The following is a 25,808-nucleotide window of genomic DNA, read 5'->3' on the forward strand; positions in this document are numbered from 1 at the left end:
AGGCTGGCTCAGGCCTTTTCGGTCATCCAGCCCTCAAGCAAGAAAAGAAGACCGTGTCCGACAGCCTCATACTCTCCTTCGCCGATATCCTTGCCGCTCATGAGCGGATTGCCCCTCATATCGTGCGCACGCCGAGCATTCGCTGTGCAGCACTATCGAAAATGACGGGTGCAGATATCTGGCTGAAGCTGGAGAATTTGCAGGCTGTCGCCTCGTTCAAGGAGCGTGGCGCCGCGAATAAGCTGGCACTGCTGAGTGACGAGGAGAAGAGGCGCGGTGTGATTGCCGTTTCGGCAGGCAATCACTCGCAGGGTGTCGCGCGTCATGCCAGCCTGCTCGGCATTGACGCGACCATCGTCATGCCGCGCCATACGCCCTCGGCCAAGGTCGAACGCACGCGTGGCTGGGGTGCGCATGTCGTTACAGAAGGAGAGGACTTTGCTGAAGCCTCTCTGGTTGCGGAAGAAATCCGCAAGAAAAACGGTCTTGTACTCGTCCATCCCTTCAACGACGTCGCCGTGATGGCCGGTCAGGGCACGTTCGCCATTGAGCTGATCGAGGATGCACCGCCCCTCGATTATCTGGTGCTTCCCATCGGTGGCGGCGGTCTGATCAGCGGCTCTGCCATCGCGGCTGCAGCGCTCAGCCCGAATACGAAAATCATCGGTGTGCAGGTCGAGAGCCATGCCTCGCTCTCTGCCTTTCCCGAAGCCGCCGTTCAGGCGCGTGGGGGCTCGACCATTGCCGAAGGGATCGCCGTCATGCAGATCGGCAATACCTGTCTGGAAACAGTACGACCGCTCCTCGATCGTGTTCTGGTGGTGACCGAGTTGCAGGTTGAATCGGCCATCGCGCATCTGGCTGAGCAGGCCAAACAGGTATCCGAAGGTGCCGGTGCGGCAGCTCTGGCAGCAGTCATGGCCTATCCCGAAATTTTCGGGGGCAAGCGTGTGGCTCTCCCGATCACAGGCGGGAACATCGGCACACGCATTTTCGCCAATACCCTGCTACGCGCCCTGCGTCGCGATGGACGCCTGTTGTCGCTTACCTTGCAGATACCCGATCGCCCCGGCGTTCTTGCCGATATTTCAACGCGCATCGGCAATGCAGGCGGCAATATCATCGAAGTATCGCATCAGCGCCTGTTTGCAGCGCCCTCGGTCCAGACGGCAGAGCTGGAAATCATGATCGAAGCCCGTGATGGCGCCCATGCAGACCAGATCGAAGCCGATCTGCGCAGCCATTATCATCTGACGCGCGGCTGAACCTGCTGCCCGATCAGTGCGAGCGGGCCTCGGGGGAGAAATGACTGGCCATCCAATTCAGGCCATCTGACTGGTCGTAGTCGTCCGGGAGGGCATAAAGCGTTGCCAGAACGGCTCTGTCATAGGGGAGCATCTCGCCGGTCGGCCCTTCAAGGATCTCGGCTTGCGTGTATCTGAGCAGGCTCCGGTCGTCGTAACCGTCGCGGAGATGCGGCGCTGCAAAAGCAACGAGCGAGAGCAGATCACCCAGCATGCCCCAGGATTCATTTCTGAGGCGGTTTATGTCGATGATAATCAGAACAATCGTCAGGTCCCGCCGGGTTGTCACATTCCCCAGAGCGCTATCCCCTACCGGCGCAGCATATCGAACCGGAAAGCCCGATGGCATGATGATCGGGGGCATATCGCTCTTGTTGCGCATGGACGACGATGCAAGCCACCTGACAGCACGTGGCTTGAGAAACTGTCTGACCTCATCGCGGGTCGCTTCGACCTTGCTCTCCTGATATTCCTGCGCATTATCCAGACCGACGAACAGATCGGGGTTCAGTTTGTGTATTCCGGCAGCCAGCGCATCGGACTGATCGGTAAAGAAGACGAAAAGCTGCTTCGCCCTGCAATCACGCGACAGAGACAGCCCCAGACTACGCCCTGTATTCCTGAGGTGAGCGAACAGCATTTTGTCGAACTGCTCCTGCACGCCATGAATATCGACGCAGACCTGCTGATGCCATCGTGGCAGCGTGTCGAACTGACGTTCCCCCAGTTCGAAAATCAGATGATCCTCAAGAGCGTCGTGGGTCATGCCATGCACGGTCAGATGCTCCTGACAAAGAGCAGGATTTGCGGCCGGCAGCCCCGTCAACCCGAAGACGGCCAGGATAGCAAAGCGACGTAACAGGCTGGCAGTACGCATAAACCCTCCCGGAAAACGGACGTGACAAACTGTATCATCCGTTTCGAGGAGGAAAAGACGCTGACGTACTCAAGTGCAATCACATATCGATTATTTCAATAGCGCGAGCGGGCCTGCCGCATCGTGCCATCCGGCCTGCTTCGATCTGAACAGGCCGGATCGATCGCCGGCTATTGCGCAGGATTTCAGTCCTGCATGAAGCCCTCGCGCTTCAGCACTTCAATGGCGGCACGAATGCGATGGCCGTATGTATGCTCGTTCATGGTGCGTGCCTGGGCGCGACGGGCCATCTCGATACAAAGCGACGTGTCGTCGATATAGCGGGAAACAAGATTGTCGAAATCGATCTTGTTCGAGAACGTCGGAATTTCTTCCGGCGTGAAGTAACGACGCAGCTCATATGTATCTTCATGGAAGACCTGGAAAGCGCCGGCTGCAGCAGCCTCGAAGGTACGCGGTCCGGGCGTCGAAGGCGCAATCATGAAGCGCTTGTTCTCGAAATGGAGCGAACGACCGAGATTGAGCACCAGCTTCGACCGGCGATAAAGCTCGATCAGCTGCGCCTTTTCGATACGCGCGTCGGAGAAGCCGATGCCGAACTCGCCCCAGCCCGGACCGATGATCTTGACGTTCAGGTTTCGCAGGGTGGGCATCAGGTTGCGCACGATATCCTTGCGGCTCGTAAAGGCCACACCGCAGAAAAGGACATCGATCGATTTTTCGACGGTCTCTTCGATCGGCGCGTAATGCAACTTGCGGCTGGCAGCCAGCGGAAGATGATAGACACGCTCACGCTGATAGAAATTATGCCCCCAGCGGTCGCAGGAGAAAATCACGTCGAAATCATCGGTGATCCGGTAATTCGCATCCTGCTCGTAGGGATCTTCCGTTGCCCAGAAAACGGTCGTGGCACCGATTTTCCTAGCTTCGCGGCAGACCTCGCCAAAATAGGTACTCTCGGGCAGATAGGAACCGATGGCGAAAACGATGGTCGGTTGCAGGCGTGCAATGGAGGCTGCAGCACCGCTGATATGGACGGCAATCACGTTTTCCTCGCCGAAGCACTCGGCCCAGCCGTCCATGATCGACTCACGAATCTGGGCATTGGCCTGGGATTCGTAGCGACCGCCACTGCAAATGAGGACACGCTGCGTCCTGCCAGCAGCCTGTGATCCCGTGATGTTCTTCTCTGCTGACATGGTCTTTTCCGTCCATCTCTTGTTTTCTCTCCCGGCATTTGCGTGCCGGGGAGCGTTGTTCAAACGTGGCTGCCGACAGGCGCCACACTTGCCTCAATGATATCGCCAAGGGCAGCGGTAAACCGTGCCGGGTTGCAATCGCGCTCGACAGCACGCAGGGCACCGGAGCGGATCATGGTCCATTTCTCCTCATTGCCGTACAGCTCGGCCATTGCGAAGGCGAAGGTGATCGGGTCTTCGCTTGAGGCGCTGACGATCTCCAGCCCATCCTCCCAGCCCATCTGCTGGCATAGCAGTCGGGTTGCCACGACAGGCAGTCCGTGAGCGGCAGCCTCATGGATCTTGTAGGGCAATCCTCCCGCATAGCGCGTCGGCGCAATGAACAGTCGGTGCGATCTGTAAAGGGCGTCGAGATCGTCGACAGCGCCGATCCAGTTCACCCGGTTGGCCCCGCGCAGGGATGACACATCCACCGAAGGATGAACGAAACCGGCCACCGTAATGCGCACATCAGGCGGGAGGTGTTCATCGAGTTCGGGCAGGACATCGTGGATCAGCCAGAACAGGCTATCGTAATTGGGTGCATCGACATCGTGAAGCGCACCCACGAACAGCATGTCCCGACGCTCTGCAAAACCGGCACGATCGGGACGCAGAGACAGGGCATGGCCGAGAACGGAAACGTTGTCGTACCCTGCCTTGCGCACCAGTGCAGCATCGTGTTCCGAAACAACGATGATCTGCTGACAGTAATGCGCGGCTTCCAGTTCGTTCGCGACCATCTCATCCAGCGAGGCAAGCTTCTTCTGGGGTGGATGAAAGCGCGCCTTCTCGATCGTCCGAGGTGCTGCAATGACTTCCGTGTCGAGAATGACGCTGTCGACCGGCAGATGACGGCTCTGCTCTGTCAGGACCGGGAGCAGACGCGTCAGATTATGCGTGCGACCGATCCAGATCGCATCGTAATATCCTGCGCGTTCTTCGATAAACGCGTTGAGCTGACTGAGGTCGCTATGCGCCATCAACTCGATATCGTCGGGAAAGTCATTGGCGAGATCGAGGGGGCCGGTCGGTCGTGGCAAAACCGGAAACACCGTAACCTGATAATCGAGCGCGCTCATGGCCCAGAGCAGATCGTTGGACCGCACATAGCCCGAACCGAGAGCACGCACGGGAATACGGTCCTCGATAAACAGGATCCTGCGTTTCGTGCCGCGTTGCGAACGGGCAAGCACCGCATTACGCACATGAGCGGGAAGCTGCTGGCGCAGATAATCCTGATGCTGACGCCCGAACACGCGATGATTGATCTTGATCTGGGCCTGCGACCCGATCGTTCCGGAACTGCCGAACTCCAGATGCTCGACCACGACGCTTGGATCGTAGACGATACGCTTGCCCGAACGCACGATGCGCAGACAGAAATCCGTATCCTCGAAATAGGCAGGCCGATAAAGCGTGTCGAACCCGCCAAGTGCTCTGGCCACGGCGCTACGCACCATGAGAAAAGCAGCCGAACAGTAATCGACGTCGCGTACGAAATTCGCTTCCGGTATCGTGGGATTGTCCTGACGGCGATAGCCGTAGGTCGCACCGTCACGCCAGATGATCGAGCCCGCTTCCTGAAGCCACATATTGCTGCGGATCAGCTTGGCGCCGACCGCAGCTACGTCTGGTGCACTATGCAACCGGCTTAACGCATTGCGTATTGCATGAGGATAGAGGCGCAGATCGTTGTTCAGATAAAGAACCGATGAGGCACGCACTTTTTCGAGTGCCGCATTACACCCATCGAGATAGCCGATATTATAGCGGTATCTCAGAACCTCAGCGCCACGTACGACCTGCTCGATATGTCTGGTTTCGTCATTCGACGCAGAGTCGACAAGAACAAGCTGTATTGCGCCCGAATAATTCCCCCTCAACGAGGCAAGCGCCTGGAGCGTCAGCGCGAATTTATCGTGCAGTACCATGATGACGGAGAGCTCGGGTTCACCCTCATAGGTAAAATCCGGTCCGCGTCGTGCGGTAATACGGCTCTGTATTCTGGCTTCGGCCTCGAAGAGACGACGGGTCTGATCTTCATCGGGAGGGGGCGCGTCGCCTCCCTCGCCATAACGTATTCTGCGCGCTACCCAACAAGTATAAAGGTTGTCATATATTCCGGCGTCGAGAAGCGCACGCGTCTGCGGCCTTTCTGCAAAAAGCCGCAGATTGACTCCCTCGGCGGGGCTACGCCCTTCGGAAGCGCCACACAGCACGAAATGCGCATAACCATTACGAAATGCCCCGTTTTCAATGCTCGGAAGCACATCGCCGTTCACCCGCAGATAATACTGCTCGTCGAACCATTCCTGCGGATTGAACTGACGCGGGGTCTGGTTGGTAAGATAGTGATGCAGGCAGGAAACATAGCGCCCCGCCTCGATCTCACGCGCGACTTCAGGATAGATGGCACGATACCAGACAGGATCGAAATACCATGAAATCCTGTAGTGATCGGCGAGATCGGGTCGATCGAACACGATAGTGCCGAACAGACCTTTTTCACCAAACAGCGCGACTATATCGTCGGGGCAGGTGAAGGAAAGGGTCGAGGGATCGGCAAACCAGTGGCCGGCCAATCCCTGCAGATCTCCCGTCTCGAGAAAATGGTCGTACCCGTTCTCGTAAAGACCGTCTGCAATAGCCTCGCTTACGATCTCGGCGTAGCGGGTGCGATAATAGCTCTCGCTGAACAGCCAATGCGGTGCTCGCGTGCGATATCCTGTTTCGCAGTAATGATCGAATCCCGAAGCCAGTTCGCCACGGCAGATTTCGGCGTAGATTTCTGGAAAAGCCTGCCTGTACCAGGTTTCATCGAAATAGCGGTTGGGAGAAAAACCAAAGGATTTTCCGATCGTCTCATAATGCTCGGCGGCATCGCGCAGGCCATTGTCAGCGATTTCCGCTGCTGCCTCAGGATGCTGGTCGAGATACCAGGTCTCGTCGACCAGGCGCCATTTCGCGATGCGCGCTTGTTCCATGAGAAGCTCTCTCGCTCGCGTCAGGCTACCGGTTCGGCGGTATAGCTCGCCTCTACAGCCGCATAGGCATGCTGCACGACAGCCTCGGTGACCGCCTCATGTCGGACGGCCGTAATGATCCCGTCCTTGACACTCACGACCACATCCAGCGGCTTGATGCCAACCAGCTCGCCGACCGTATTGACCAGACACAGACGGTACGCCCCTTCCATCTCGGCCGCATAACCGGAGGTAATGGAAAGCCATCCTTCGAACCCGACACAGAGGGGGGCATCGTCAAAGATCGTTTTCACATCATGACGCAGGAAACGGCTGAGCGCGAAGAAAAACGCGTCGTTGGTCCCCTCGCCCACCAGAGCGACCGACATGCTACCCGCACGCTCGAGATGACGCAGGAAACCCCATCCACGGATGAAAAGATTTCCATCGTCGGTCAGCAAAGGCGCCGGATCGCCGATCAGGCCGCTCAGGGAGTCGATGTAATGCTGGAAATCGTTGTCGGCACGATGCACGGATCCGGCACGATGCAGACGATCGCGCTTGATACCGCGCAAATGACCGTCGGCGTGGGAGACGCGAACGAAGTCGCGCATGATCTGATCGTTCGACGGGCGCCCGACCTGGATTTCGTCGATCTTGCCACCCTCGACCGAGATCTCGACCGAGGTCACCATGAAGGCACCCGCCCCATTGACGATATTGACGAGCGCCACACGGAACCGGCCTTCGCACCATTTGCCACGCAGAGCCGCCTGGCCTGCAAAACCCGACCGACGCGGCGCATTGGGGTAGCTCGAAAGCACATCACCACGTGCTTCGCGGACGCATGGCAGGAAAATCATCGGCGTGTTGTCGTCGCCGATAAGCACGGCATACATCGATCCCGCCGAACTCACCCCCGGCAGCACATGCCAGCCGCGGATATGGAATTCGTACGATCCGGCGAAATCCTCAGGCTCGTTTTCAGCGAATACGAAGTGACAGACGTCGTCGATATAATATTCGGCGCCCTGGATCGCGTACCAGTCCGATACCGGTTCGGGCAATTCTACCGAGAGATCGCGGATGGTCGGCGGATCGAAGATATGACGCGGCGGCGCCTGATGGCGCCATGAAGCATGCGGCAGAAGGTGAACCTGACCGGCATCGATCTGCATCTCTGCCGTACCGAGCTCGCGTACAGGCGCAGCCTCGCGATAGACGTCGCGCATGTCATTGGCGTAGGCATCGGCCTGGGTCCACAGAGCGGGCGAGATATTGCCCATGATTTCGCGCCGGATACCTTCGGAAGACCGAAGCAGCTCGAGACGTTCAAGCACCATATTGGCGCGGCCGATCGGCACCTTGAATCCGTTGACGCCATCCCTGACGCGGTCGCCCAGCGCACCGACATCGGTCACGATAGGAATAAGGCCGTTCTGCCAGGCTTCGGACAGCGAGATGCAATAGGTTTCGGGCCAGATGGACAGATTGAGCGCCACATCGGCCACCTGGAGGGCCGCAATGTCGCCCGCGGAATAGCGTCCGTAAACCTTCACATTAGGCCGCGGCTTGCCGTTGATGACCGCGTCGTATTCCGGGTGGATATAGCCGAAGATATGAAACTCGAAATGATCGGGATGCGCGATCTCGATCAGATTGAGAATGGTATCGGCCCCCTTCGTGCGCAGGAAATTGCCGACAATCGCGACCTTGAGCGGCCGCTCACCGAGCGGCTCATAGGCTTTCGGCACGATGGGAATGGTGTTCTCAGGCGAAGGAATACCGAGGATCAGGCTGCTTTTCTGATCCAGGATCGGATAGATCTCATGGGTCAGATTGCGCGAATGCTCCGTGCCGAACAGGATCAGATCCACCGAATGCAACATCTTGGCAATGAAGGCGCGACGCGTCTGTTCGCCACCATATTCGATATTCTCGGCAACCTTGAGAATGATGTCGCTGGCAACCACCGACTTCACTTCATCTTCGATATAACGAAGGTCCTGGTTAAGCAGGTTGTAGCGCGAAGAAATCAGCCAGAAATCATGGGCAGAGAAAACGACACCCGCACCGCAGGCCTTTGCGATGATCGGCAGCGACAGCGCGTGATGGCCGAGATGCTGGAAATGGACGATATCGAAATTGTACTGGCTGATCGCATTCGAGAATGCCATTTCCTCCGGGCCGTCGCACATCGCGTCCATCCAGCCCACTTCCGGCACATCGTAACGTTCGACTTCCTGCCCGTTGGCGGTGGTGAGACGGCAATGCGGACCACGACGCAACCAGTAGAAAAATTCGATCTCGCGCCCCAGCATCGAGCACAAGGTCTGCTGATAGACTTCGACCCCGCCCCATGCAGCTTCGTGAATGGTCGAATGCGTGCACATCAGAACGCGCAGACGACGGCGACGCGGGGCCAGTTCGGTCCCCGGACGGGTGCGTCCGAAATTGGCCTTGGTCACTTCAGCCATATAGCGCAGGCGATGTTCGTAAAGATGGCCTTCCAGAACGGATCCCTGCCCGGCGAGCGCCGCATTGCGACGCAGCTCACGATCGCTCAGAAGAGCGGCGACGGCACTGACGACACCATCGACATCCCGCGCAAGAAATGTACCTTCGATCTCGGCGAAATATTTGGTGTCCATGCTTTCAGGCGCTTCGACCACCTGCGCCGCACCGGCCAGGGCCAGTTCGTAGAAACGCGGCCCCGGCGCTGTCGCCTGACTGACATCGCCATGGCTGGCATAATCGCGGAACATGGTAAGCGTCACGGCGCTGGCATTAGCGAAATCGATGAACGCCTCATGGCTCACAGGGCGCTGTATGGCCAGTTCTGCCAGATCGGCAGGAAGCGGCGGCAGATATTCGTTACCCGGGCAGATCAGCTTGAGACGGGCCTTGGGGAAAGCTGCGATGATACGACGCAGCGTTTCAACACGATTGGGCCACATCGTGCCGGCAAAGAAGATATCGTAATCGAGATCTTCGCTATCTTTCACGTCGCGCTGGTGGATCGTCCGGCTCGCCGCGAGCGGGAGGTAGAAACCCTTGCCACGATAATATTCGGCGCAGGACGGATCGTTAGTAAAGACGTAGTCGAAAAGGCTGGAATTATCGACATTGAAGTCACGCATGAACGGATCTTCGAACGTCCAGAGGATCATCGTCTTGAAGGCGGGGCGTATACGGCGCATCAACTGCGTGTTGATGCGCTGACCATCGATGCAGATCAGCGTATCATGCTCACCTGAAGCCGCTGCTGCCGCAAGGGTCATGTTATCGGCAAGCAGAACCTGATCATGCCCGAACAGCGCGCGTGCAGCACGCTCAACCGCAAGCGTCAGATACGAATTCGGGTTATGGGTGTAGTTCGTATTGTAAATAACAGCCATGAAGTTCCCGCCTGCGCATCTCACCAACAAACGGGCAACCCCCGTCCGTCCATTGATCTGCCTTTAGCCTAATCGCCTGTCGGGAAAAAGTGTTCAGGTGTGATTTTATAATTAAGTTGAATGTCAATTTAACAAGAAAAAATAAAAGGGCTGCCGAAGCAGCCCTTTCATAGTGTTTCTACGTTTTAACCGCAGATTACACTTCGGTATTACGACGACGAATGGCAGCGCCGAGGATGTCACCGAGCGATGCACCGCTATCGGACGAACCGTATTCGTTGATAGCAGCCTTGTCTTCCTCGACCTCACGGCCGCGGATGGTCAGAGCCAGCTTGCGCGAAGCACGATCGACGGAAACGACCTTCGCATCCACCTTTTCGCCGACCGCGAAGCGCTCGGGGCGCTGCTCGGCCTTGTCACGAGCCAGTTCGGCACGACGGATGAAGCCGGTCAGGACGTCGTCCACCTTCACTTCGATGCCGTTGGTCTGAACCGAGGTCACGAGGCAGGTCACGATGTCGCCCTTGTGAACGCGCGACAGGGTATCGGCTGCAGGATCTTCCTGAAGCTGCTTGATACCGAGCGAGATGCGCTCCTTCTCGGGATCCACATCGAGCACCTTGGCCTGAACGACCTGACCCTTCTCGAACTTCGCCATGGCTGCTTCGCCAGCTTCGTCCCAGGAAAGATCGGACATGTGCACCATGCCGTCGATATCGGCAGAGAGACCCACGAACAGACCGAACTCGGTGATGTTGCGGATTTCACCTTCGATGGTCGAACCGACCTTGTGCTCTTCGGCGAACTGCTCCCAGGGGTTGCGCTGAACCTGCTTCAGGCCGAGCGAGATACGACGCTTGGCGCTGTCCACGTCGAGAACCATGACGTCGACTTCCTGCGAGGTCGCAACAAGCTTGCCCGGATGGACGTTCTTCTTCGTCCAGGACATCTCGGAAACGTGCACCAGACCTTCAACGCCGGGCTCGAGCTCAACGAATGCACCGTAATCGGTGATGTTCGTGACGCGACCGGAGTAGCGGGCACCCGGCGGATACTTGATCGCCACGTTCTCCCACGGATCAGCTTCAAGCTGCTTCATGCCCAGCGAGATACGCTGCGTGTCGGAGTTGAAGCGGATGACCTGAACGCGAACCGGCATGCCGATCTGCAGGGCTTCGGACGGGTGGTTGATACGCTTCCAGGCAATGTCGGTGACATGCAGGAGGCCATCGACACCGCCGAGATCGACGAACGCACCGTAATCGGTGATGTTCTTGACCACGCCGTCGAGGATCATGCCTTCCTTCAGGCCCTGGATCAGCTCGGAGCGCTGCTCTGCACGGGTCTCTTCAAGAACGGCACGACGCGAGACAACGATATTGCCACGGGCGCGATCCATCTTGAGGATCTGGAAAGGCTGGGGCTGACCCATGAGCGGCGCGACATCGCGTACGGGGCGGATATCGACCTGGCTGCCCGGAAGGAACGCCATGGCGCCGCCCAGATCAACCGTGAAGCCGCCCTTGACGCGACCGTAGATCGTGCCGTTGACGCGCTGGTTGTTCGCGAATGCACGCTCGAGCGAGGTCCATGCCTCTTCACGACGGGCCTTCTCGCGCGACAGCACGATGGAGCCGTCACGGTCTTCGTAGCGCTCGACATAAAGCTCGATCACGTCGCCCGGACGCACGTCAGGCGCAGTGCCCGGCGGTCCGAATTCCTTGAGCGACACGCGACCTTCGCTCTTGAGGCCGACATCGACAATAGCATACTCGTCCGTCAGACGGATAACGCGACCGGTGACAACCGAGCCGTCAAAGCCCGTGTCTTGGCCGAGGGTCTCGTCGAGAAGAGCAGCAAAGTCTTCGACGGTGTTGGTGGCTGAAGCCATGTGTTTTCGTAATCCTGGGCCGATCGTTAAGATCGGGCCAATGTCTGCGCCCGGCATTCTGTCCGGACGGCTTGCTCATGATCTCTGGCCACCCATGAGCCTTCAAGGGAAATGCACCCGCAAAAAGCAGGCAAGCGGACAGCGCAGGTGGCATTGCGCTGCCCGTGGTCAGACACCCGTGGCGGGGTCATTGTCAACAAAAACCTGAGTTTCCGGACGATTTTCCGCAGTGGAGTCGCGGCTGAGGCCCTGAGACAGGATGCATTCCTCTGCAATGGAAAGGGTGCCGCTGTGTAAGGTGCGCCCCGTCGAGCCGGGAAAGCCCTTCCCTGACGCGCAGGACTCCAGGTTGCTTACGAAGCTGCGCGCCAGCCATGCGTTCAGGACGGGAAACGGACCCTGACAACAGACAGCGCATAAGCCAGCACCGCTTCTGCGTCCATGCTGTCCGTTTCGACCAGAACAGCATCCTCGGCTTGGCGCAAGGGAGAGACAGCACGCTCGGCATCCTTGCGGTCTCTCGCCTCGATCTCTGCTGTCAGGGCGGCAAGCACTGCCTTGTCGCAGGCTTCACTGCCGTTGAGCTGCTGATAGCGACGCAGCGCACGCACACCCGCGCTGGCCGTAACGAAGAATTTGATATCGGCATCGGGGAAAACCACGGTGCCGATATCGCGCCCGTCGATTACTGCACCGCTTGCCGTCGCAAATTCACGCTGGCGCTTTAGCAAGGCGGAACGCACGGGGGGCTGGGTCGCGATCGAACTTGCCCCGCGATCGATTTCCGGCACACGCAGATCGTCGCGCAGCAGATCTTCCGGCTGGAGCGCCTGCGCTGTCTGTTCGCCGTCATCGCATGCCGGATCGAGACCGGACAGGATCATCTGTCGCGCGACGGCACGATAGAGCAGACCGGTATCCAGATGAGGCAGGCCCAAAGCCGCGGCCAGCGATTTCGCAAGAGTTCCCTTACCCGCAGCAGCAGGCCCATCAACCGCAATGATAAGGCGCATCAGAGCGCTGCCCCGAGTGCAGCCATCAGGGAAACGAAACCCGGAAAGCTCGTATTGATGAAGCCCGTATCGTCTACCATCACCGGCTTCTCAGCGGCGAGACCGAACACGATGGCACTCATGGCAAGACGATGATCCATTTTCGTTTCGACAAGGCCGCCACCGAGCCCCTCGGCGCTCCCCCTGCCCTCGATGATCATATCGTCGCCCTCAACGCGCACCTTTGCACCATTCGCCTTGAGCAGCGCAACCGTGGCGGAAAGACGGTCGCTCTCCTTGACGCGAAGCTCTTCCAGGCCGCGCAGACGCGAGGTACCGTTTGCAAAGGCGCAGGCGACAGCCAGAACGGGATATTCATCGATCATGGATGGCGCGCGATTGGCTGGCACATCCACACCGTGCAGCGCACTGGCACGCACGATGAGATCGCCCACGGGTTCGCCGCCCTCGACACGTTCGTTCTCGATTTCGAGCGAGGCGCCCATTTCGCGCAGGGTCGTGAACAGGCCCGTACGCAAGGGGTTCAGACCGATACCCGGCAGACGTACCTCCGACCCTGGCACCAGGCAGGCGGCCACGATGGGAAAGGCTGCCGATGAAGGATCGGCGGGCACAACGACATCGCGTGCTGTGAGACGCGCAGGCCCCTGAAGCGTAATGACGCGTCCGCCATTAGGTGTCAGGCCGACATCGACCTCGACACCGAAATGACACAGCATGTTTTCGGTATGGTCGCGCGTCGCAACAGGCTCTTCCACCTTCGTCTTGCCCTGCGCGTTGAGACCGGCAAGCAGTATGGCGGATTTGACCTGCGCCGAAGCGACGGGGAGGCAATAGCTGATAGGGGTAGCCTCGCCTGTGCCGATAATCGCCATGGGGAGCTTTTCGCCATGGCGCGTTGCGTAGACCGAACCGTTGGCTGAGAGCGGCTGTGTCACGCGACGCATGGGGCGGCCGCGCAGACTGGCATCGCCCGTCATGAAACTCGTGATCGGATGGCTCGACAGAATACCAGACAGCAGACGGGCAGCCGTACCCGAATTGCCCATATCCAGAACATCGGCAGGTTCGTCGAGCGCACCCACGCCCTTGCCCTCGATCACCCAACGCTCTGCCTCACGGACGATGGTTGCGCCGAGTGCGCGCATGGCATCGGCTGTGCGCAGCACGTCCTCGCCTTCCAGGAGACCGGTCACAACGGTACGCCCCTTGGCGAGAGATGCCAGCATCAGGGCGCGATGACTGATCGACTTGTCGCCGGGGACACGAATCGAACCCCGTAGCGGGCCGGGATTACGCGCTACGGAAAGAGGAATGACGGGGGCAGAAGGATGATGTTCCATGATAGCGTTCATTCCGATGCAAGCCCCTTCCTGTCAATCGCCATGCCCTGATTCCTGTCGGGTTTTAACATCAAATCCAATGCTTGCATTTGACATTGCTGGCACAAGCTGGCATGGCCCCGTGCTTCGCGGCGCAAGCCGTTTTCCTTTTCAACCGGTTCAGGATCGACAGGTAGTCATCATGGCAAAACCAGAACTCGGTCTGAAGCGCGTCTGCGTCTCGTGTGGTGCGCGTTTCTACGACCTGAATCGCGTCCCCGCGATTTGCCCGAAATGCGGCGCAGAACAGCCCAGCGATCTGCCCCAGCCCAAGCGCGGTGGGGATATCCCCGCCGATCAGACCAAGAAAGATCCCAAGAACGACGAAGACGATATCGACGTCGATCTCGATACGGATGATGATGGCGATGACGACGTCATGGAAGATACATCCGATCTGGATGACGATGACGACGATCTCGGTGCAGAAATCGAAGTCAGCACCGATAACGACGACAACGAGAATTGATTACCCTGAGAAAAGCCGGTCTGACCGGCTTTTTTCTTTTGAGCATGGCCCCTTCTTTTGCAATGGCAGAAACCGCTGCTCATTTGAATCTTGCATTGCGCGCGGAGCCCAGCGCAACGCGGGTGCTCCAGGCTTATTGCCAGCGCATCGCCCCCGGCGTGGCCATCACCGCCATTTCACTTCCGACAGATGACAGACCCGCGCCTGCCCTGTTGCATGCGCGTTTCGCACTCGCTCCCGGCGAGACGATACGTACACGTCACGTCAGCCTGCGCTGCGGAACGCTCGTCCTCTCGGATGCGTGGAACTGGTATATTCCCGAGCGGCTGACACCCGAAATGAACCGGGAGCTCGGTACGAGCACCACACCTTTCGGCCGCGTGGTCGCGGCACTGCGTTTCCACAGGGAACATATCAGCAGCGAAACCACGTCTCTGCCCGCCGGCATCCTGTTGCGCAACACCGCCATGCTCAGGCGCGGCCGGGACAACCTTCCGTTTTCACTGGTTGTCGAGAATTATCTGACGCAGGGCTTTTCCGCTTTTCAAGCTCCGACGACAACGAACGTACCGCGAGGCGACGAAACGCCATAAAGCCCCTCGCCTCCCGGGCAGCAAAGATCAGTCCGGATTGTGATCGGCTGCATCGACGCCCCGTGCCTCGCGCCAGAGATCCACGAGGGCACACCACCTTGCACGCGTCTCCGGGGCAATACGGTCGTCTTCCTTCATGATGGCTGCACTCTGCTCCACGAATGCGACCGACTGTCTGGCGAATTGCGCCTCGATGTTTCTCTGAGCCTCCGAAACGCCGGGAAGGCGCAGGAGACGACGCATGCCGCGCCTGATGTCCTCGGCAATCGGCAGGGCCGGCTTCGGTCCGCCGGCGTCGAAGCGGCTTGTGAACAGCTCGAAAATCCCGGGATTGTTGTAACGAAAATGCTTGGTCGTCAGGACGCCATTTCCATCGTTCTCGCCACGCGCGAATTTCCAGACATATTCCTCTAGCGAGCGCACGTGATAATGGCAGACAACCGCATTGACCGTCGCCCGCGTCGCGAAATTGATGTCATGGGTTCCCAGATCGCCCTCCCGATGCGCTTCTCCATCGATCGTCAGAAACGGGATTGTCTGACGCTGTATCGAAACCGGATGATGCGCCGCGGAGCCGGAAAACAGTCCTGTGCGAAAGACGCTTTTGATAAGGGGATGGCGTTCGGTCTCGACGAAACGCTCGGATGACAGACCCGGCGTCCAGGTAAGATGACCGCTTGAATTGAAGACACGCCACGACATGGCCACAGCGTCGGCCCCTTCCTGCTCACGCGCGTCGAGAAGCGGCGGCAGGCGATAATCCACATGGGGCCCGGGCAGAACCATTTCATCGAGATCGACAACCAGACACCAGCGATAGTCGAGCAGTTCGGGTACAACCGTCAGCGCGTGATAATAAGCCTTGTCCTGCATATTGATGCGCGCAGGCGAATCCCCGCTATTATCGATCCAGACGATCTCGCCAGCCTCGGCAAGACGACGCAGGAGGACGTCCGATCCGTCCGTCAGGTCATTCGTATAGATAAAGAACTGCTCGACGCCGATACGCCTGTGATGCGCGATCCACTCGAGCAGATACAACCCTTCATCCCGCGCGGTGGCCAGCAACGCAAGATTGCGACGCGGCACGACGGCACGACGGGCCTCTTCAAGCAGGCGTGCCCCCCTGTGATAGGATGTGCCTGCCACGCGCTGTGCCGACAGACCCATGAAATCGTAATTCGGCCCCGCACGCAGGATCGAGCGGGTTTTTCCGCTTTTCCAGTCATGCAGATCCTGCAACGCGTCTGCGACCCACTGCCCTTGTGGAAGCGTGGCGAGCAGACGTGAAACATCGCGCGTAGCCAGATCATGACCGTCACGCAGATCGGCAACAAAAAGACCGATGAATTCAGACCGTATACGGGGATGAAGAATCGTCAGAACGATTTCGAGCAGATCGGGCTGAAAGGCAGTCGGGCAATCGAGAAGCGCCGCCAGAACCGCGCGTGCATCGTGGCGCGCAGACAGGACCGCTGCAAACTGCTCGGCGAAATCGCTGAGAAGAAGAGGTGGCGAGTTCCGGAGCGGTTCAAAATCGAACAACTCCCAGTCCGAAATCGCCTTCCTGTCCTGCAGCACGCGACCCGTATCGACCTCAGCAGTCAGAAATGCAGCACTGCCATATGGTTTAAGGGCACGACGTCCGGCCTGCATATCGATCGATGCAAGTGGAAAAAAACCGGGAGACCATGTTTCGGCCTGCGCCATATCCTCAGGCCAGTCTCCCCGGCTCGACACAAGCAACGCGAATTCGGGCAGGAGCGACCATGTCAGAACAAAGGTTTCATGCCGAACAGCCGATGCAGGGCGATGGGAAATTTCTCTCGAGACCGGATCGAAATCCAGATAGGTCTGATGATCGGATCGTATTCTGGCAACCAGACAGGTCGTACGCTCTCCATTGGCCAGACGGCAAGTCAGTGGTGTCATGGGGAGATACACGCCTCTTTATTCTGATGTTATGGCCGCCATTGTAAATGCTGACCACCGTCGAGTGCAATCATTTGGCCAGTCACTGAAGGCATTCGCAATAAAGCTGTCAGTGCTGTGACTATTTCAGCGGGCTCAGCGCCGGTCTGTAACGGGGTATTACGGCACATGGCCTCGAAATGCTCGGGCGACTGTCCCTGGGCCGGCAGAACCGGGCCGGGGCCGATTGCATTGACCCTTATGCGCGGCGCCAGAGCGAGGGCCATCGTCTGCGTCAATGTCCAGAGCCCTGCTTTGGAAAGCGTATAGCTTACGAAATGAGGCGTGAGATTCCAGACACGCTGGTCGAGCAGATTGAGAATCATACCCTGCGCATCATCCGGCAGGGCTTGGGCGAAAGCCTGCATCAGGACGAAGGGCGCACGCAGATTGGTCTCCAGGTGACGATCCCATGAGTCGCGACTGGAGGTCTGCCATTCATCACGCTCGAAAACAGAAGCATTATTGATCAGCACCCCGACAGGACCGAGCGCCTTTGTCGCATCTTCTATCAGGCGCGCCGTCTCTTGCTCATGCATCAGGTCGGCCTGAAGCACGCAACCCGTAACATCAAGAGTGGACAAAAGGGCACGCGCCTCATCCGCATGGCTGCGGCAATGAAGCGCGATCGCAAATCCTTCATGCGCCAGCGCTTCGACAAGCGCTTTGCCGATGCGTCTGACGCCGCCAGTCACCAGAGCGACACGCGGGATCGATCCGGGAATGGATGCAATATGCGCTGACGACCTCATTGCGCCGGACGCCTTGCCGAGAGGGCCGCCGCAAGGGTGCCATCGTCGAGCACGTCGAGCGCGCCACCTATCGGCACACCGTGGCCGACACGCGTGACAGTCACATCGTAAGCGGCAAGCTTCTCCTGCAGCCAATGCGCGGTACTGGCGCCCTCAACGGTCGCGCCGAGAGCCAGAATAACTTCGCGCACATCGCCTGAGGCAACGCGCGACAGCAGCGAGGCTGTATTGAGATCTTCCGGCCCCGTGCCAGAAAGCGCCGACAGGACGCCGCCGAGAACCTGATAGGTTCCCGGATGCAGTCTCGATCGTTCCAGCGCCCAGAGATCGCCCACTGTCTCGACCACACAGATCAGTCCCCGGTCGCGTGCCGGATCGGCGCAGATGCTGCACGGGTCGCTGCTGTCGAGCGTCCCGCATATGGAGCAGCTGCGTACCGAGTGGGCGGCTGCTTCCATCGCTTCGGCAAGCGGCAGGAGTCTCGTCTGCGGCGAGCGCAGAAGCACGAGCGCCGCACGACGTGCGGAACGCGGCCCCAATCCGGGCAGGCGGGACAAAAGCTGGATCAGCCTCTCGACATCGCCACCACCCATCATGGCTGTGCTCTCCTGCTTCGGATGATCAGAACGGAAATTTCAGACCGGCAGGCAGATCGATCCCGCCGGTAACCTTGCGCATTTCTTCTGCACTGGCGGCTTCCACCTTCGTACGCGCATCGGCGAATGCTGCGATAATCAGGTCCTGAAGCATTTCGACTTCATTCGGATCGGCCAGTTTGGGATCGATGCGCAGACCGCGCATATCGCCCTTGCCCGTCAGCGTAACGCCGACCAGACCGGCACCCGAGGAACCCTCGACCGTAAGAGCGTTCAGCGTGTTTTGAACCTCCTCCATACGCGACTGCATCTGTGAGGCCTGCTTCATCAGTCCTGCAAGATTTTTCATTGGGTAATGTCCTTCAGATAAGAGAAGAGCCAGATAGAAAGACCCGCCGCCCTCAACGAGGCGCGGTCAGAAGGATGTGCTGCCACCGAAATCGTGCCAGTCATCGTCATCCATCAGATCGGCATCGAGTGGCGCAAAGTCCAGATCGGGTGCTGAAGGTTCCGTACCCCAGCTCTCCGGTTCTTCCAGCTCTTCAGGGGGGAGACCGTATTCGTCGAGCGACAGATCCTTGGGTTCGCCGACACGGGCATCGGGAAAGACATCGAGTATGGCGCGCAACAGCGGATGAGCATGCAGCTCCTCGCGTCGCAAAGCCACGATTTCGGCTCCCTGCTCATCCAGTGTCGGCTCCCCCTCTTCGGACGAGGCTTCGATCTGCCATTGTCCGGGATAGGTTCTTTCGAGCAATGCCTGCAGACGCGTCTCTGTGCGCGGTGGGGTGCCGCGTGCCATGCGTATGGCGACACGAGGCGGCTCGAAACAGACCAGATGGGCGGAGTGACGCAGAAGACCATGCAGCATGGCCTCTGACTGTCGTGCAACGAACGCCACCATCTCGCGCCATGAACGCAGAGGAGGCAGCGACGCTTGTGCATTATCGCCCTCGGGAACAGGATAGGCTGGCGTCAGGACTGGCTCAGCCGCATGTTCCGGCGGGGTCGTATCGAACGCGACACCGCCATTGGCAACAAGGCGCAGTGCGGCGCGTGGCCTATGATCGCCTGTATCGTGCCCCGTATCGTGCGCCCGACCCTGCGCTATCTCGCTGTTTTGCGGGCTGGTCATCCCCTCGCGACTGACCGTACCATGGCCTTGAGCCCCCTGGGTCTGGGGTTTCTGGTTACCCGGCCCGGCATCGTCCGGACGTGAGGGAGATGCGCCATCGCCCTGCATCTGCATGACCAGACGCGCCAGACGATCAGGGGTCGGCAAGGTGCTCGCATAGCACAAGCGTATCAGTACCATTTCCGCAGCGGCGCGCCGATCCGGAGCCTGTTCGACCTCCTGAATGCCCTTGAGGAGAATCTGCCAGGCCCGACCGAGTTCCGCATTGGGCAACCGGTCCGCCAGCGATGCGCCCCTGTCCCGCTCTGCCTCGGGGAGTTCGCGGCTCTCTCGCAATGAGGGAATCGCCTTCAGGCGCGAAATGACGTGAATCAGGTCGAGCAGATCGGTCAGGAGTATGCCCAGATCGGCACCCTGCGCGTAGGCCTCTGCGCTGATGGCAAGCGCCTGATCGGCCTTACCCTGCATGAGAACCTCGAACAGGTCGAAAATGAGCTGACGGTCTGCAAGACCGAGCATGGCGCTGACCATGGGCGCCTCGATCTGCGCCGCCCCCTCGCCTTCTCCCTGTGCAATCGCCTGATCGAGCAGGGAGAGCCCGTCACGCACCGATCCGTCGGCGGCACGTGCAATGAGATACAGAGCCTCATCCGAAAACGCGACAGCTTCCTTTTGCGCGATATCGGCAAAATGCTGCATCAGCATGTCCTGTGGGACACGACGAAGGTCGAAGCGCTGGCAGCGCGACAGGACCGTTACCGGCACCTTGCGCAGCTCGGTTGTCGCAAAAACGAATGTGACCTGCTCGGGCGGTTCTTCGAGCGTTTTCAGCAGAGCGTTGAATGCATTGCGCGAAAGCATATGCACTTCATCGATGATGAAGACTTTCATACGCCCCTGCATCGGGCGAAAACGTGTCGCCTCGATAATCTCGCGTATGTCATCCACACCGGTACGCGAAGCCGCGTCCATCTCGAGCACATCGGGATGACGATCTGCCAGAATGGCCGTGCAATTGGCACAGACACCGCAGGGATCGGCGGTCGGGCCACCTTTGCCATCCACCCCGATACAGTTGAGCGCGCGGGCGATAATGCGCGCCGTGGTGGTCTTGCCGACGCCACGTACCCCGGTGAGCATGAAAGCATGCGCGACACGCCCGAGCTGGAACGCACGTCGCAGAATGCGCACCGTGGCGTCCTGCCCGATCAGATCGTCGAAATGCTGGGGGCGGTATTTGCGCGCCAGAACACGATAAGGGCCGCTTCGCTCCGGAGTCGCCTGCACGGATGCGCTGGCCGTCACGGGCTGTGCACCCTGTGCGACAGATGTGTCGTCAACCGCATCGAAAAATCCGCCCGACTCGACGGGAGGAAGCGGCATATCGTCTGGCATCTGGGGAGAGTCTGAAGGGGTCATGCGAAACGCAACGGGACCGGCTGCTTCAAAGGGTGGGAGGCCGAACACATGACCCGAACAAAACTCACTGCGGCTGCTTCCTTCCGGACCTGACCGGGTTCGCAAGCCGTCCGTCCAAGGCCGACCTCCCGGTGCAGGGTTAACACCATTCTGCCTCTTCTGCGCAAGAGGCAGGATCAGGTTTTTTTATAATCCGCTCGCGCTGCCGCCCTCATGACGACGATCCCAGCCCCCGTAGAGCTTGCCCGTGGCCGGTGCCGCTACGGAAGGACGACCGAACAGAATTCCCTCGGCGACGCCCCAGGGACGATGTGGCGAGAGCGCATAGCCTTCGATCTGAAGCTGCTGCATCACATCGGGGCTGAGTGCACGCGGCTCCAGTTCGATAGCCGATGGCTTCCACTGTTCATGGATACGCGGAAGATCGACCGCCTGCTGGATATCCAGACCACCGTCGATGACGCCGAGGACCACAGAAAGGATAATGGTGGGAATACGCGAACCACCCGGGCTGCCAATCACCATGAAGGGTTTGCCCTCATGACTGATGATCGTCGGCGCCATGGATGAGAGTGGCGTTTTGCCCGGCGCAATGGCATTGGCCTCGGAGCCGACAATGCCAAACATATTGGCGCTACCGGGCTTTGCCGAGAAATCATCCATCTCGTCATTGAGGAAGAAACCGGTATCGCCACCGATCACCCCTGCGCCGAACCAGCCATTGAGCGTATAGGTGGCAGAAATTGCGAAACCCGACCGGTCAGCGACAGAGAACTGGGTGGTTTCATGCTTTTCGTGCATGTCCCCCTGCGCATTCTGCACGACAGCCGGCAGGGCCACACCGGCGACGAGCGCATCCGAATTCAGCGCGTGATCGAGCGGAATACCCTGACGTATCGCAGCCGCATAAGACGGATCGATCAGATGCGACACGGGGTTTTTAACGAAATCCGGATCGCCCAGATCGCGCCGGTCGGAATAGGCGTGACGCATGGCCTCGACCTGACGCTGCACACCCGCAACACTGCGCAGACCGAGCTGCTTCATGTCATAGCCCGAGAGAATATCGAGCATCTCGCACAGGGCGACACCACCACCGCTGGGCGGTGGGGCCGTATCGATATCATAGCCACGATAGCTGCAATGGATCGGCTTGAACTCGCGCGGATGATAGGCCGCGAAATCGGCAAGGCTCAGAATACCGCCGTTCTGCTTGCTGGCAGCCACCACGCGCCGGGCGATATCGCCCTTATAGAAGACGTCCTCTCCCTTATCGGCAATACTGCGCAGCGTACGCGCCAGTTCGGTCTGTACCAGCCTGTCGCCGGGCTGGAGCGGCGTGCCGTCGGGACGCAGGAAAATCTTCGCTGCGTGCGGATCCTTCTGAAACGCCTCTGTGCTGGTATGCAGCAGATCCGCATCGCCCTGTCCGAGAACGAAGCCTTTTTCAGCAAGCTCGATAGCAGGTGCCATGACGGCAGCACGACTCAGCTTGCCCCAGCGATGATGGATTTCCTCAAGACCGGCCACGGTTCCCGGCACGCCGATCGCGCGCCACCCCTCTATGGAGGCCTTGGGATCGACCTTGCCCTGCGCGTCCTGATACATGGTGGCCGTCGCCGCATGAGGAGCGCGCTCGCGGAAATCGATGAACGTCGTTTTACCGTCCGGCAAACGGAGGGTCATGAACCCGCCACCGCCGATATTGCCTGCAGCCGGATAAACCACTGCAAGGGCATAACCGACCGCCACGGCAGCATCGGCCGCATTGCCGCCGGAAGCCATGATGCGACGACCGGCTTCAGAGGCCAGATGCTGTGCCGAAACGACCATACCCCGGCTACCCTCAACCGGTTTGGCCGGCTTCAGATCGGGATTGACCGTACCGAAAGCGAGCGGATCGTAGGGCATGGCCGAAGGACCCGCCTGAGCGAAGCTCGGGAGCGAAATTCCGGCGAGAAGGAGCGACAGGGCTGCCGCTCGTGTGCAGACACGCTTCACGTGACTTGATTCCTTGCAGATCGGGCTGTAGCGCAAAGCTTCAGGCGTGCTTCAGACGTAAGGCGGCTTGGTAAAGCCTGCGGGAGAGAGCGTGAAAATCTCGCATCCATCGTGGGTCACGGCAAGCATATGTTCGAACTGCGCTGACAGTGAACGGTCGCGCGTCACGGCTGTCCAGCCATCTTCGAGAGTCTTGGTCCCTTCCTTGCCGAGATTCAGCATCGGCTCGATGGTGAATACCATACCTTCGCGCAGCTTGAGGCCCTTGCCCGGCTTGCCGTAATGCACGACCTGAGGCTCGGCGTGGAATTCGCGGCCGATTCCGTGACCGCAGAAATCGCGCACAACCGACAGACGCTGGCCCTCGGCAAAGCTCTGTATGGCATGGCCGACGTCACCGAGCGTCTTGCCGGGCGCAACCTCCGCAATGCCCAGCATCAGCGCCTTGTAGGTCGCATCCACCAGATTGACCGCTTTGCGCGGCACGTTATCGCCCACCAGATACATGCGCGACGTATCGCCGTACCAGCCATCGAGGATGGAGGTCACATCGATATTGACGATATCGCCGTCCTTGAGGCAGCGCTCGCCCGGAATACCGTGACAGACGACATGATTGATCGAAATGCAGCAGGATTTGGGAAATCCGCGATAATTCAGAGGGGCCGGAACGGCTCCGTGTTCGAGCGTGAAGTCATGGATCAGGCGATTGAGATCGTCGGTCTTGGCACCGGGAACGATATAGGGCGTGATCATGTCCAGAGTGGCGGCAGCCAGCTGGCCAGCCTTTCTCAACCCGACAAAATCCTCTTCGGTGTATATCGTGATGCCCTGATCGTACGCCATGCTGTCCATGCCCTGCTTCTGCTCCCGTTCGTTCTGTCTGTAGTAACAGATAATGCAGGGAAAATGCGCCCCAAGGGCGTCAGGAGCAAGGGAGAGCGCGCGTTTTTTACGCGCTCTTCTGATCAGCCCTTCTGATGTCGGGTGGTTTTCTTGGCTGAAACGACATGTCGTGACGTCGCCATACGCAGCTTGGCAGATGCGACGCTATGATGCTTTGCCCCATGAGAGACCGGCTGATAGCGACGCGGACCGGTCGGCGCTTCGGCCACCTCAACCACGGCACCGGCGCCGCTTGCTGTATGACCACGGCGACGCACATTGCGTGCAAGTACCACCGGCGGGTGCAGAGGAGCCATGGGAGCCACGCCTTCGGCTGCAAAACCCTGATCGAGAATATTGGCCATCATCGCATTACGCTGCGGATTCGAACGCGCACCCAGCACCACACCGACGAGACGTACATTGCTTCTCTGGGCCGAGGTGATGAGATTGTGACCGGCCAGATCGGTATAGCCGGTCTTCATTCCGTCTGCTCCGGCATAGGTTTTGAGCATCGGGTTATGATTGGGGATCATACGCCCATGGAATGCGAACATGGGCGTGGAAAAATAGTGATAATATTCAGGAAAATCCTGAACCAGATGCTGGGCCAGCATCGACAGGTCGCGCGCAGTCGTCACCTGATCGGGATCAGGCAAACCGGAGGCATTGCGGAATGTCGTATTGGACATGCCAAGCGCACGCGCCTGCTGCGTCATCATATTGGCAAAACGCACTTCGTCGCCACCACCCAGCAATTCGCCCAATGCGCAGGCGGCATCATTGGCCGATTTCGTCACAAGGCCAAGAATGGCCTGCTGCACGACGAAACGCGTGCCCGGAACCAGCCCCAGCTTGGACGGAGCCTGTGTGGACGCATGAATGGAGACCGGCACAGGAGTATCGGGGGTGATCTCACCCGCACGCATGGCACGAAACGCCATATACAGGGTCATGAGCTTTGTCAGGGATGCCGGATAGCGCTGCAGATCGGGATCGACCTGAGACAGAACGGCACCGCTGTTCACATCCACAACGTAGGAGCTGACATGGCCGGCATATTGTGCATGAGCCAGACGGGGGCTCACCACCATCCCGAAACTGAGGCAAAGTCCGAGCGCGGCCTTTGTGAACACGGTTCGCTTACGCACCTCGCCCGCCTGCTTTCCTCCTGCCTGTTTCACCTTGGACAGGTTTTTGTTCTTGTCGGACTGCATGCAGTAGGTCACTCGTGCCCCCGGGCTTGTGCGGTTTTGTTATCATAGACAGACACATTTCCTGCCGTCCACGATCATCTGATCCAAATGGGGGAAAAATAAGGTAAAGACCGCCTTCGCGGTAATTTTGCCTGCCCTGCCCGCCTTACCTCTTTGCGAACGCTGTTGCGATCCCATATGCTCGCAATCATGCAGTATCGCGATGCCGTTTCTGACCCCCTGCCGCTGCCCGGCCTCCGAGGCCGGACGCACGTCACCCCGTATTCTGCAAACGCGGACGATCCCCCGCGCAAGGAAGGTGGCAATGACGACTCGCATATCAGCGTCGTCATACAGGCCCGACCCGAGACCCGTCGCCCCGCGATGTACAAGGTGTTGATGCTGAATGACGATTACACGCCGATGGAATTCGTCGTTCATGTGCTTGAGCGCTTTTTCTCGAAGTCGAGAGAGGAAGCTACCAATATAATGCTCAATGTCCACAAGAAGGGCGTCGGCGTTTGCGGCGTCTTCACCTTCGAGGTGGCAGAAAGCAAGGTGACGCAGGTTATGGATCTGGCCCGACAGAACCAGCACCCGCTGCAATGCATGATTGAGAAGGCCTGAACGAACAGGCCTGACGGCTCTTCACTCCTCACCCTTAACCCTGCTGTGGTGTCAGCAGACAGAGAGACCCTTTTACAAAATCATATCCTGCCTAC

At 59.0% G+C, this 25,808-nt stretch carries 19 protein-coding genes and 1 other RNA gene; 4 read left to right on the forward strand and 16 right to left on the reverse strand.

Features of this window, described 5'->3' with window-relative positions; translation table 11 throughout:
- Nucleotides 1-68 precede the first annotated feature (68 nt).
- Nucleotides 69-1,265 carry a threonine ammonia-lyase gene (locus NF685_RS04490; protein ID WP_252848827.1) on the forward strand — a complete coding sequence of 399 codons (1,197 nt, stop codon included), beginning with the start codon at nucleotides 69-71 and terminating at the stop codon, nucleotides 1,263-1,265.
- Nucleotides 1,266-1,278: 13 nt separating this feature from the next.
- Here the strand turns inward: NF685_RS04490 and NF685_RS04495 are convergent, their stop codons facing one another.
- From NF685_RS04495 to aroA, 7 genes are all read right to left on the reverse strand, one after another.
- Nucleotides 1,279-2,181 carry a hypothetical protein gene (locus NF685_RS04495; protein WP_222547997.1) on the reverse strand — a complete coding sequence of 301 codons (903 nt, stop codon included), beginning with the start codon at nucleotides 2,179-2,181 and terminating at the stop codon, nucleotides 1,279-1,281.
- A gap of 185 nt (nucleotides 2,182-2,366) precedes the next feature.
- Entirely contained in the window at nucleotides 2,367-3,380 is a 1,014-nt protein-coding gene (locus NF685_RS04500) for a CgeB family protein (protein ID WP_252848748.1), read from the reverse strand.
- Nucleotides 3,381-3,439: 59 nt separating this feature from the next.
- The gene (locus tag NF685_RS04505) at nucleotides 3,440-6,406 is read right to left on the reverse strand and encodes a glycosyltransferase (RefSeq protein ID WP_252848749.1); all 2,967 of its coding nucleotides are present in this window, start codon (nucleotides 6,404-6,406) and stop codon (nucleotides 3,440-3,442) included.
- Nucleotides 6,407-6,426: 20 nt separating this feature from the next.
- Nucleotides 6,427-9,783: a glycosyltransferase family protein gene (locus tag NF685_RS04510; RefSeq protein ID WP_252848750.1), complete on the reverse strand. Its 3,357-nt coding sequence runs from the start codon at nucleotides 9,781-9,783 to the stop codon at nucleotides 6,427-6,429.
- Nucleotides 9,784-9,979: 196 nt separating this feature from the next.
- A complete protein-coding gene (gene rpsA / locus NF685_RS04515) occupies nucleotides 9,980-11,674 on the reverse strand; it encodes a 30S ribosomal protein S1 (RefSeq protein ID WP_023977629.1) in 1,695 nt (564 codons plus the stop codon).
- 380 nt (nucleotides 11,675-12,054) lie between these two features.
- Nucleotides 12,055-12,687, reverse strand: coding sequence for a (d)CMP kinase (gene cmk / locus NF685_RS04520; RefSeq protein WP_252848751.1), 633 nt, complete (start codon nucleotides 12,685-12,687; stop codon nucleotides 12,055-12,057).
- Nucleotides 12,687-14,042: a 3-phosphoshikimate 1-carboxyvinyltransferase gene (gene aroA / locus NF685_RS04525; RefSeq protein ID WP_252848752.1), complete on the reverse strand. Its 1,356-nt coding sequence runs from the start codon at nucleotides 14,040-14,042 to the stop codon at nucleotides 12,687-12,689. The genes cmk and aroA overlap by 1 nt, the downstream gene beginning before the upstream one ends.
- Before the next feature lie 169 nt (nucleotides 14,043-14,211).
- On the opposite strand from aroA, the gene NF685_RS04530 reads away from it, so the two are divergent.
- The gene (locus tag NF685_RS04530) at nucleotides 14,212-14,538 is read left to right on the forward strand and encodes an FYDLN acid domain-containing protein (protein WP_222548003.1); all 327 of its coding nucleotides are present in this window, start codon (nucleotides 14,212-14,214) and stop codon (nucleotides 14,536-14,538) included.
- Nucleotides 14,539-14,600: 62 nt separating this feature from the next.
- Nucleotides 14,601-15,131 (forward strand): hypothetical protein, encoded by a 531-nt coding sequence (locus NF685_RS04535; protein ID WP_252848753.1) that lies wholly within the window; start codon nucleotides 14,601-14,603, stop codon nucleotides 15,129-15,131.
- 27 nt (nucleotides 15,132-15,158) lie between these two features.
- Here NF685_RS04535 and NF685_RS04540 read toward each other — a convergent pair whose 3' ends face one another.
- The 9 genes from NF685_RS04540 to NF685_RS04580 all read right to left on the reverse strand — a co-directional run bounded on the left by NF685_RS04540 (nucleotide 15,159) and on the right by NF685_RS04580 (nucleotide 24,984).
- Nucleotides 15,159-17,063, reverse strand: coding sequence for a glycosyltransferase family 2 protein (locus NF685_RS04540; protein WP_252848754.1), 1,905 nt, complete (start codon nucleotides 17,061-17,063; stop codon nucleotides 15,159-15,161).
- 29 nt (nucleotides 17,064-17,092) lie between these two features.
- Nucleotides 17,093-17,854, reverse strand: a complete 762-nt coding sequence (locus NF685_RS04545; protein ID WP_252848755.1) for an SDR family oxidoreductase — start codon at nucleotides 17,852-17,854, stop codon at nucleotides 17,093-17,095.
- The gene (gene recR, locus NF685_RS04550; RefSeq protein ID WP_373317808.1) at nucleotides 17,851-18,447 is read right to left on the reverse strand and encodes a recombination mediator RecR; all 597 of its coding nucleotides are present in this window, start codon (nucleotides 18,445-18,447) and stop codon (nucleotides 17,851-17,853) included. Before recR ends, NF685_RS04545 begins: the two co-directional genes overlap by 4 nt.
- Nucleotides 18,448-18,475: 28 nt before the next feature.
- The gene (locus NF685_RS04555) at nucleotides 18,476-18,799 is read right to left on the reverse strand and encodes a YbaB/EbfC family nucleoid-associated protein (protein ID WP_252848756.1); all 324 of its coding nucleotides are present in this window, start codon (nucleotides 18,797-18,799) and stop codon (nucleotides 18,476-18,478) included.
- A 66-nt stretch (nucleotides 18,800-18,865) separates the two neighbouring features.
- Entirely contained in the window at nucleotides 18,866-21,004 is a 2,139-nt protein-coding gene (locus NF685_RS04560) for a DNA polymerase III subunit gamma/tau (RefSeq protein ID WP_252848757.1), read from the reverse strand.
- 32 nt (nucleotides 21,005-21,036) lie between these two features.
- An RNA gene (gene ffs / locus NF685_RS04565) (signal recognition particle sRNA small type) lies at nucleotides 21,037-21,133 on the reverse strand.
- 57 nt (nucleotides 21,134-21,190) lie between these two features.
- Entirely contained in the window at nucleotides 21,191-22,915 is a 1,725-nt protein-coding gene (ggt, locus tag NF685_RS04570) for a gamma-glutamyltransferase (RefSeq protein WP_252848828.1), read from the reverse strand.
- 141 nt (nucleotides 22,916-23,056) lie between these two features.
- Nucleotides 23,057-23,851: a type I methionyl aminopeptidase gene (map, locus tag NF685_RS04575; RefSeq protein ID WP_252848829.1), complete on the reverse strand. Its 795-nt coding sequence runs from the start codon at nucleotides 23,849-23,851 to the stop codon at nucleotides 23,057-23,059.
- Between the two features lie 122 nt (nucleotides 23,852-23,973).
- Nucleotides 23,974-24,984 (reverse strand): D-alanyl-D-alanine carboxypeptidase family protein, encoded by a 1,011-nt coding sequence (locus NF685_RS04580; protein ID WP_222548549.1) that lies wholly within the window; start codon nucleotides 24,982-24,984, stop codon nucleotides 23,974-23,976.
- Nucleotides 24,985-25,284: 300 nt separating this feature from the next.
- On the opposite strand from NF685_RS04580, the gene clpS reads away from it, so the two are divergent.
- Nucleotides 25,285-25,713, forward strand: coding sequence for an ATP-dependent Clp protease adapter ClpS (gene clpS / locus NF685_RS04585; RefSeq protein WP_252848758.1), 429 nt, complete (start codon nucleotides 25,285-25,287; stop codon nucleotides 25,711-25,713).
- The last annotated feature ends 95 nt before the right edge of the window (nucleotides 25,714-25,808 follow it).

This window comes from Asaia lannensis NBRC 102526 (genome assembly GCF_024054035.1).
Lineage (GTDB): Bacteria > Pseudomonadota > Alphaproteobacteria > Acetobacterales > Acetobacteraceae > Asaia > Asaia lannensis.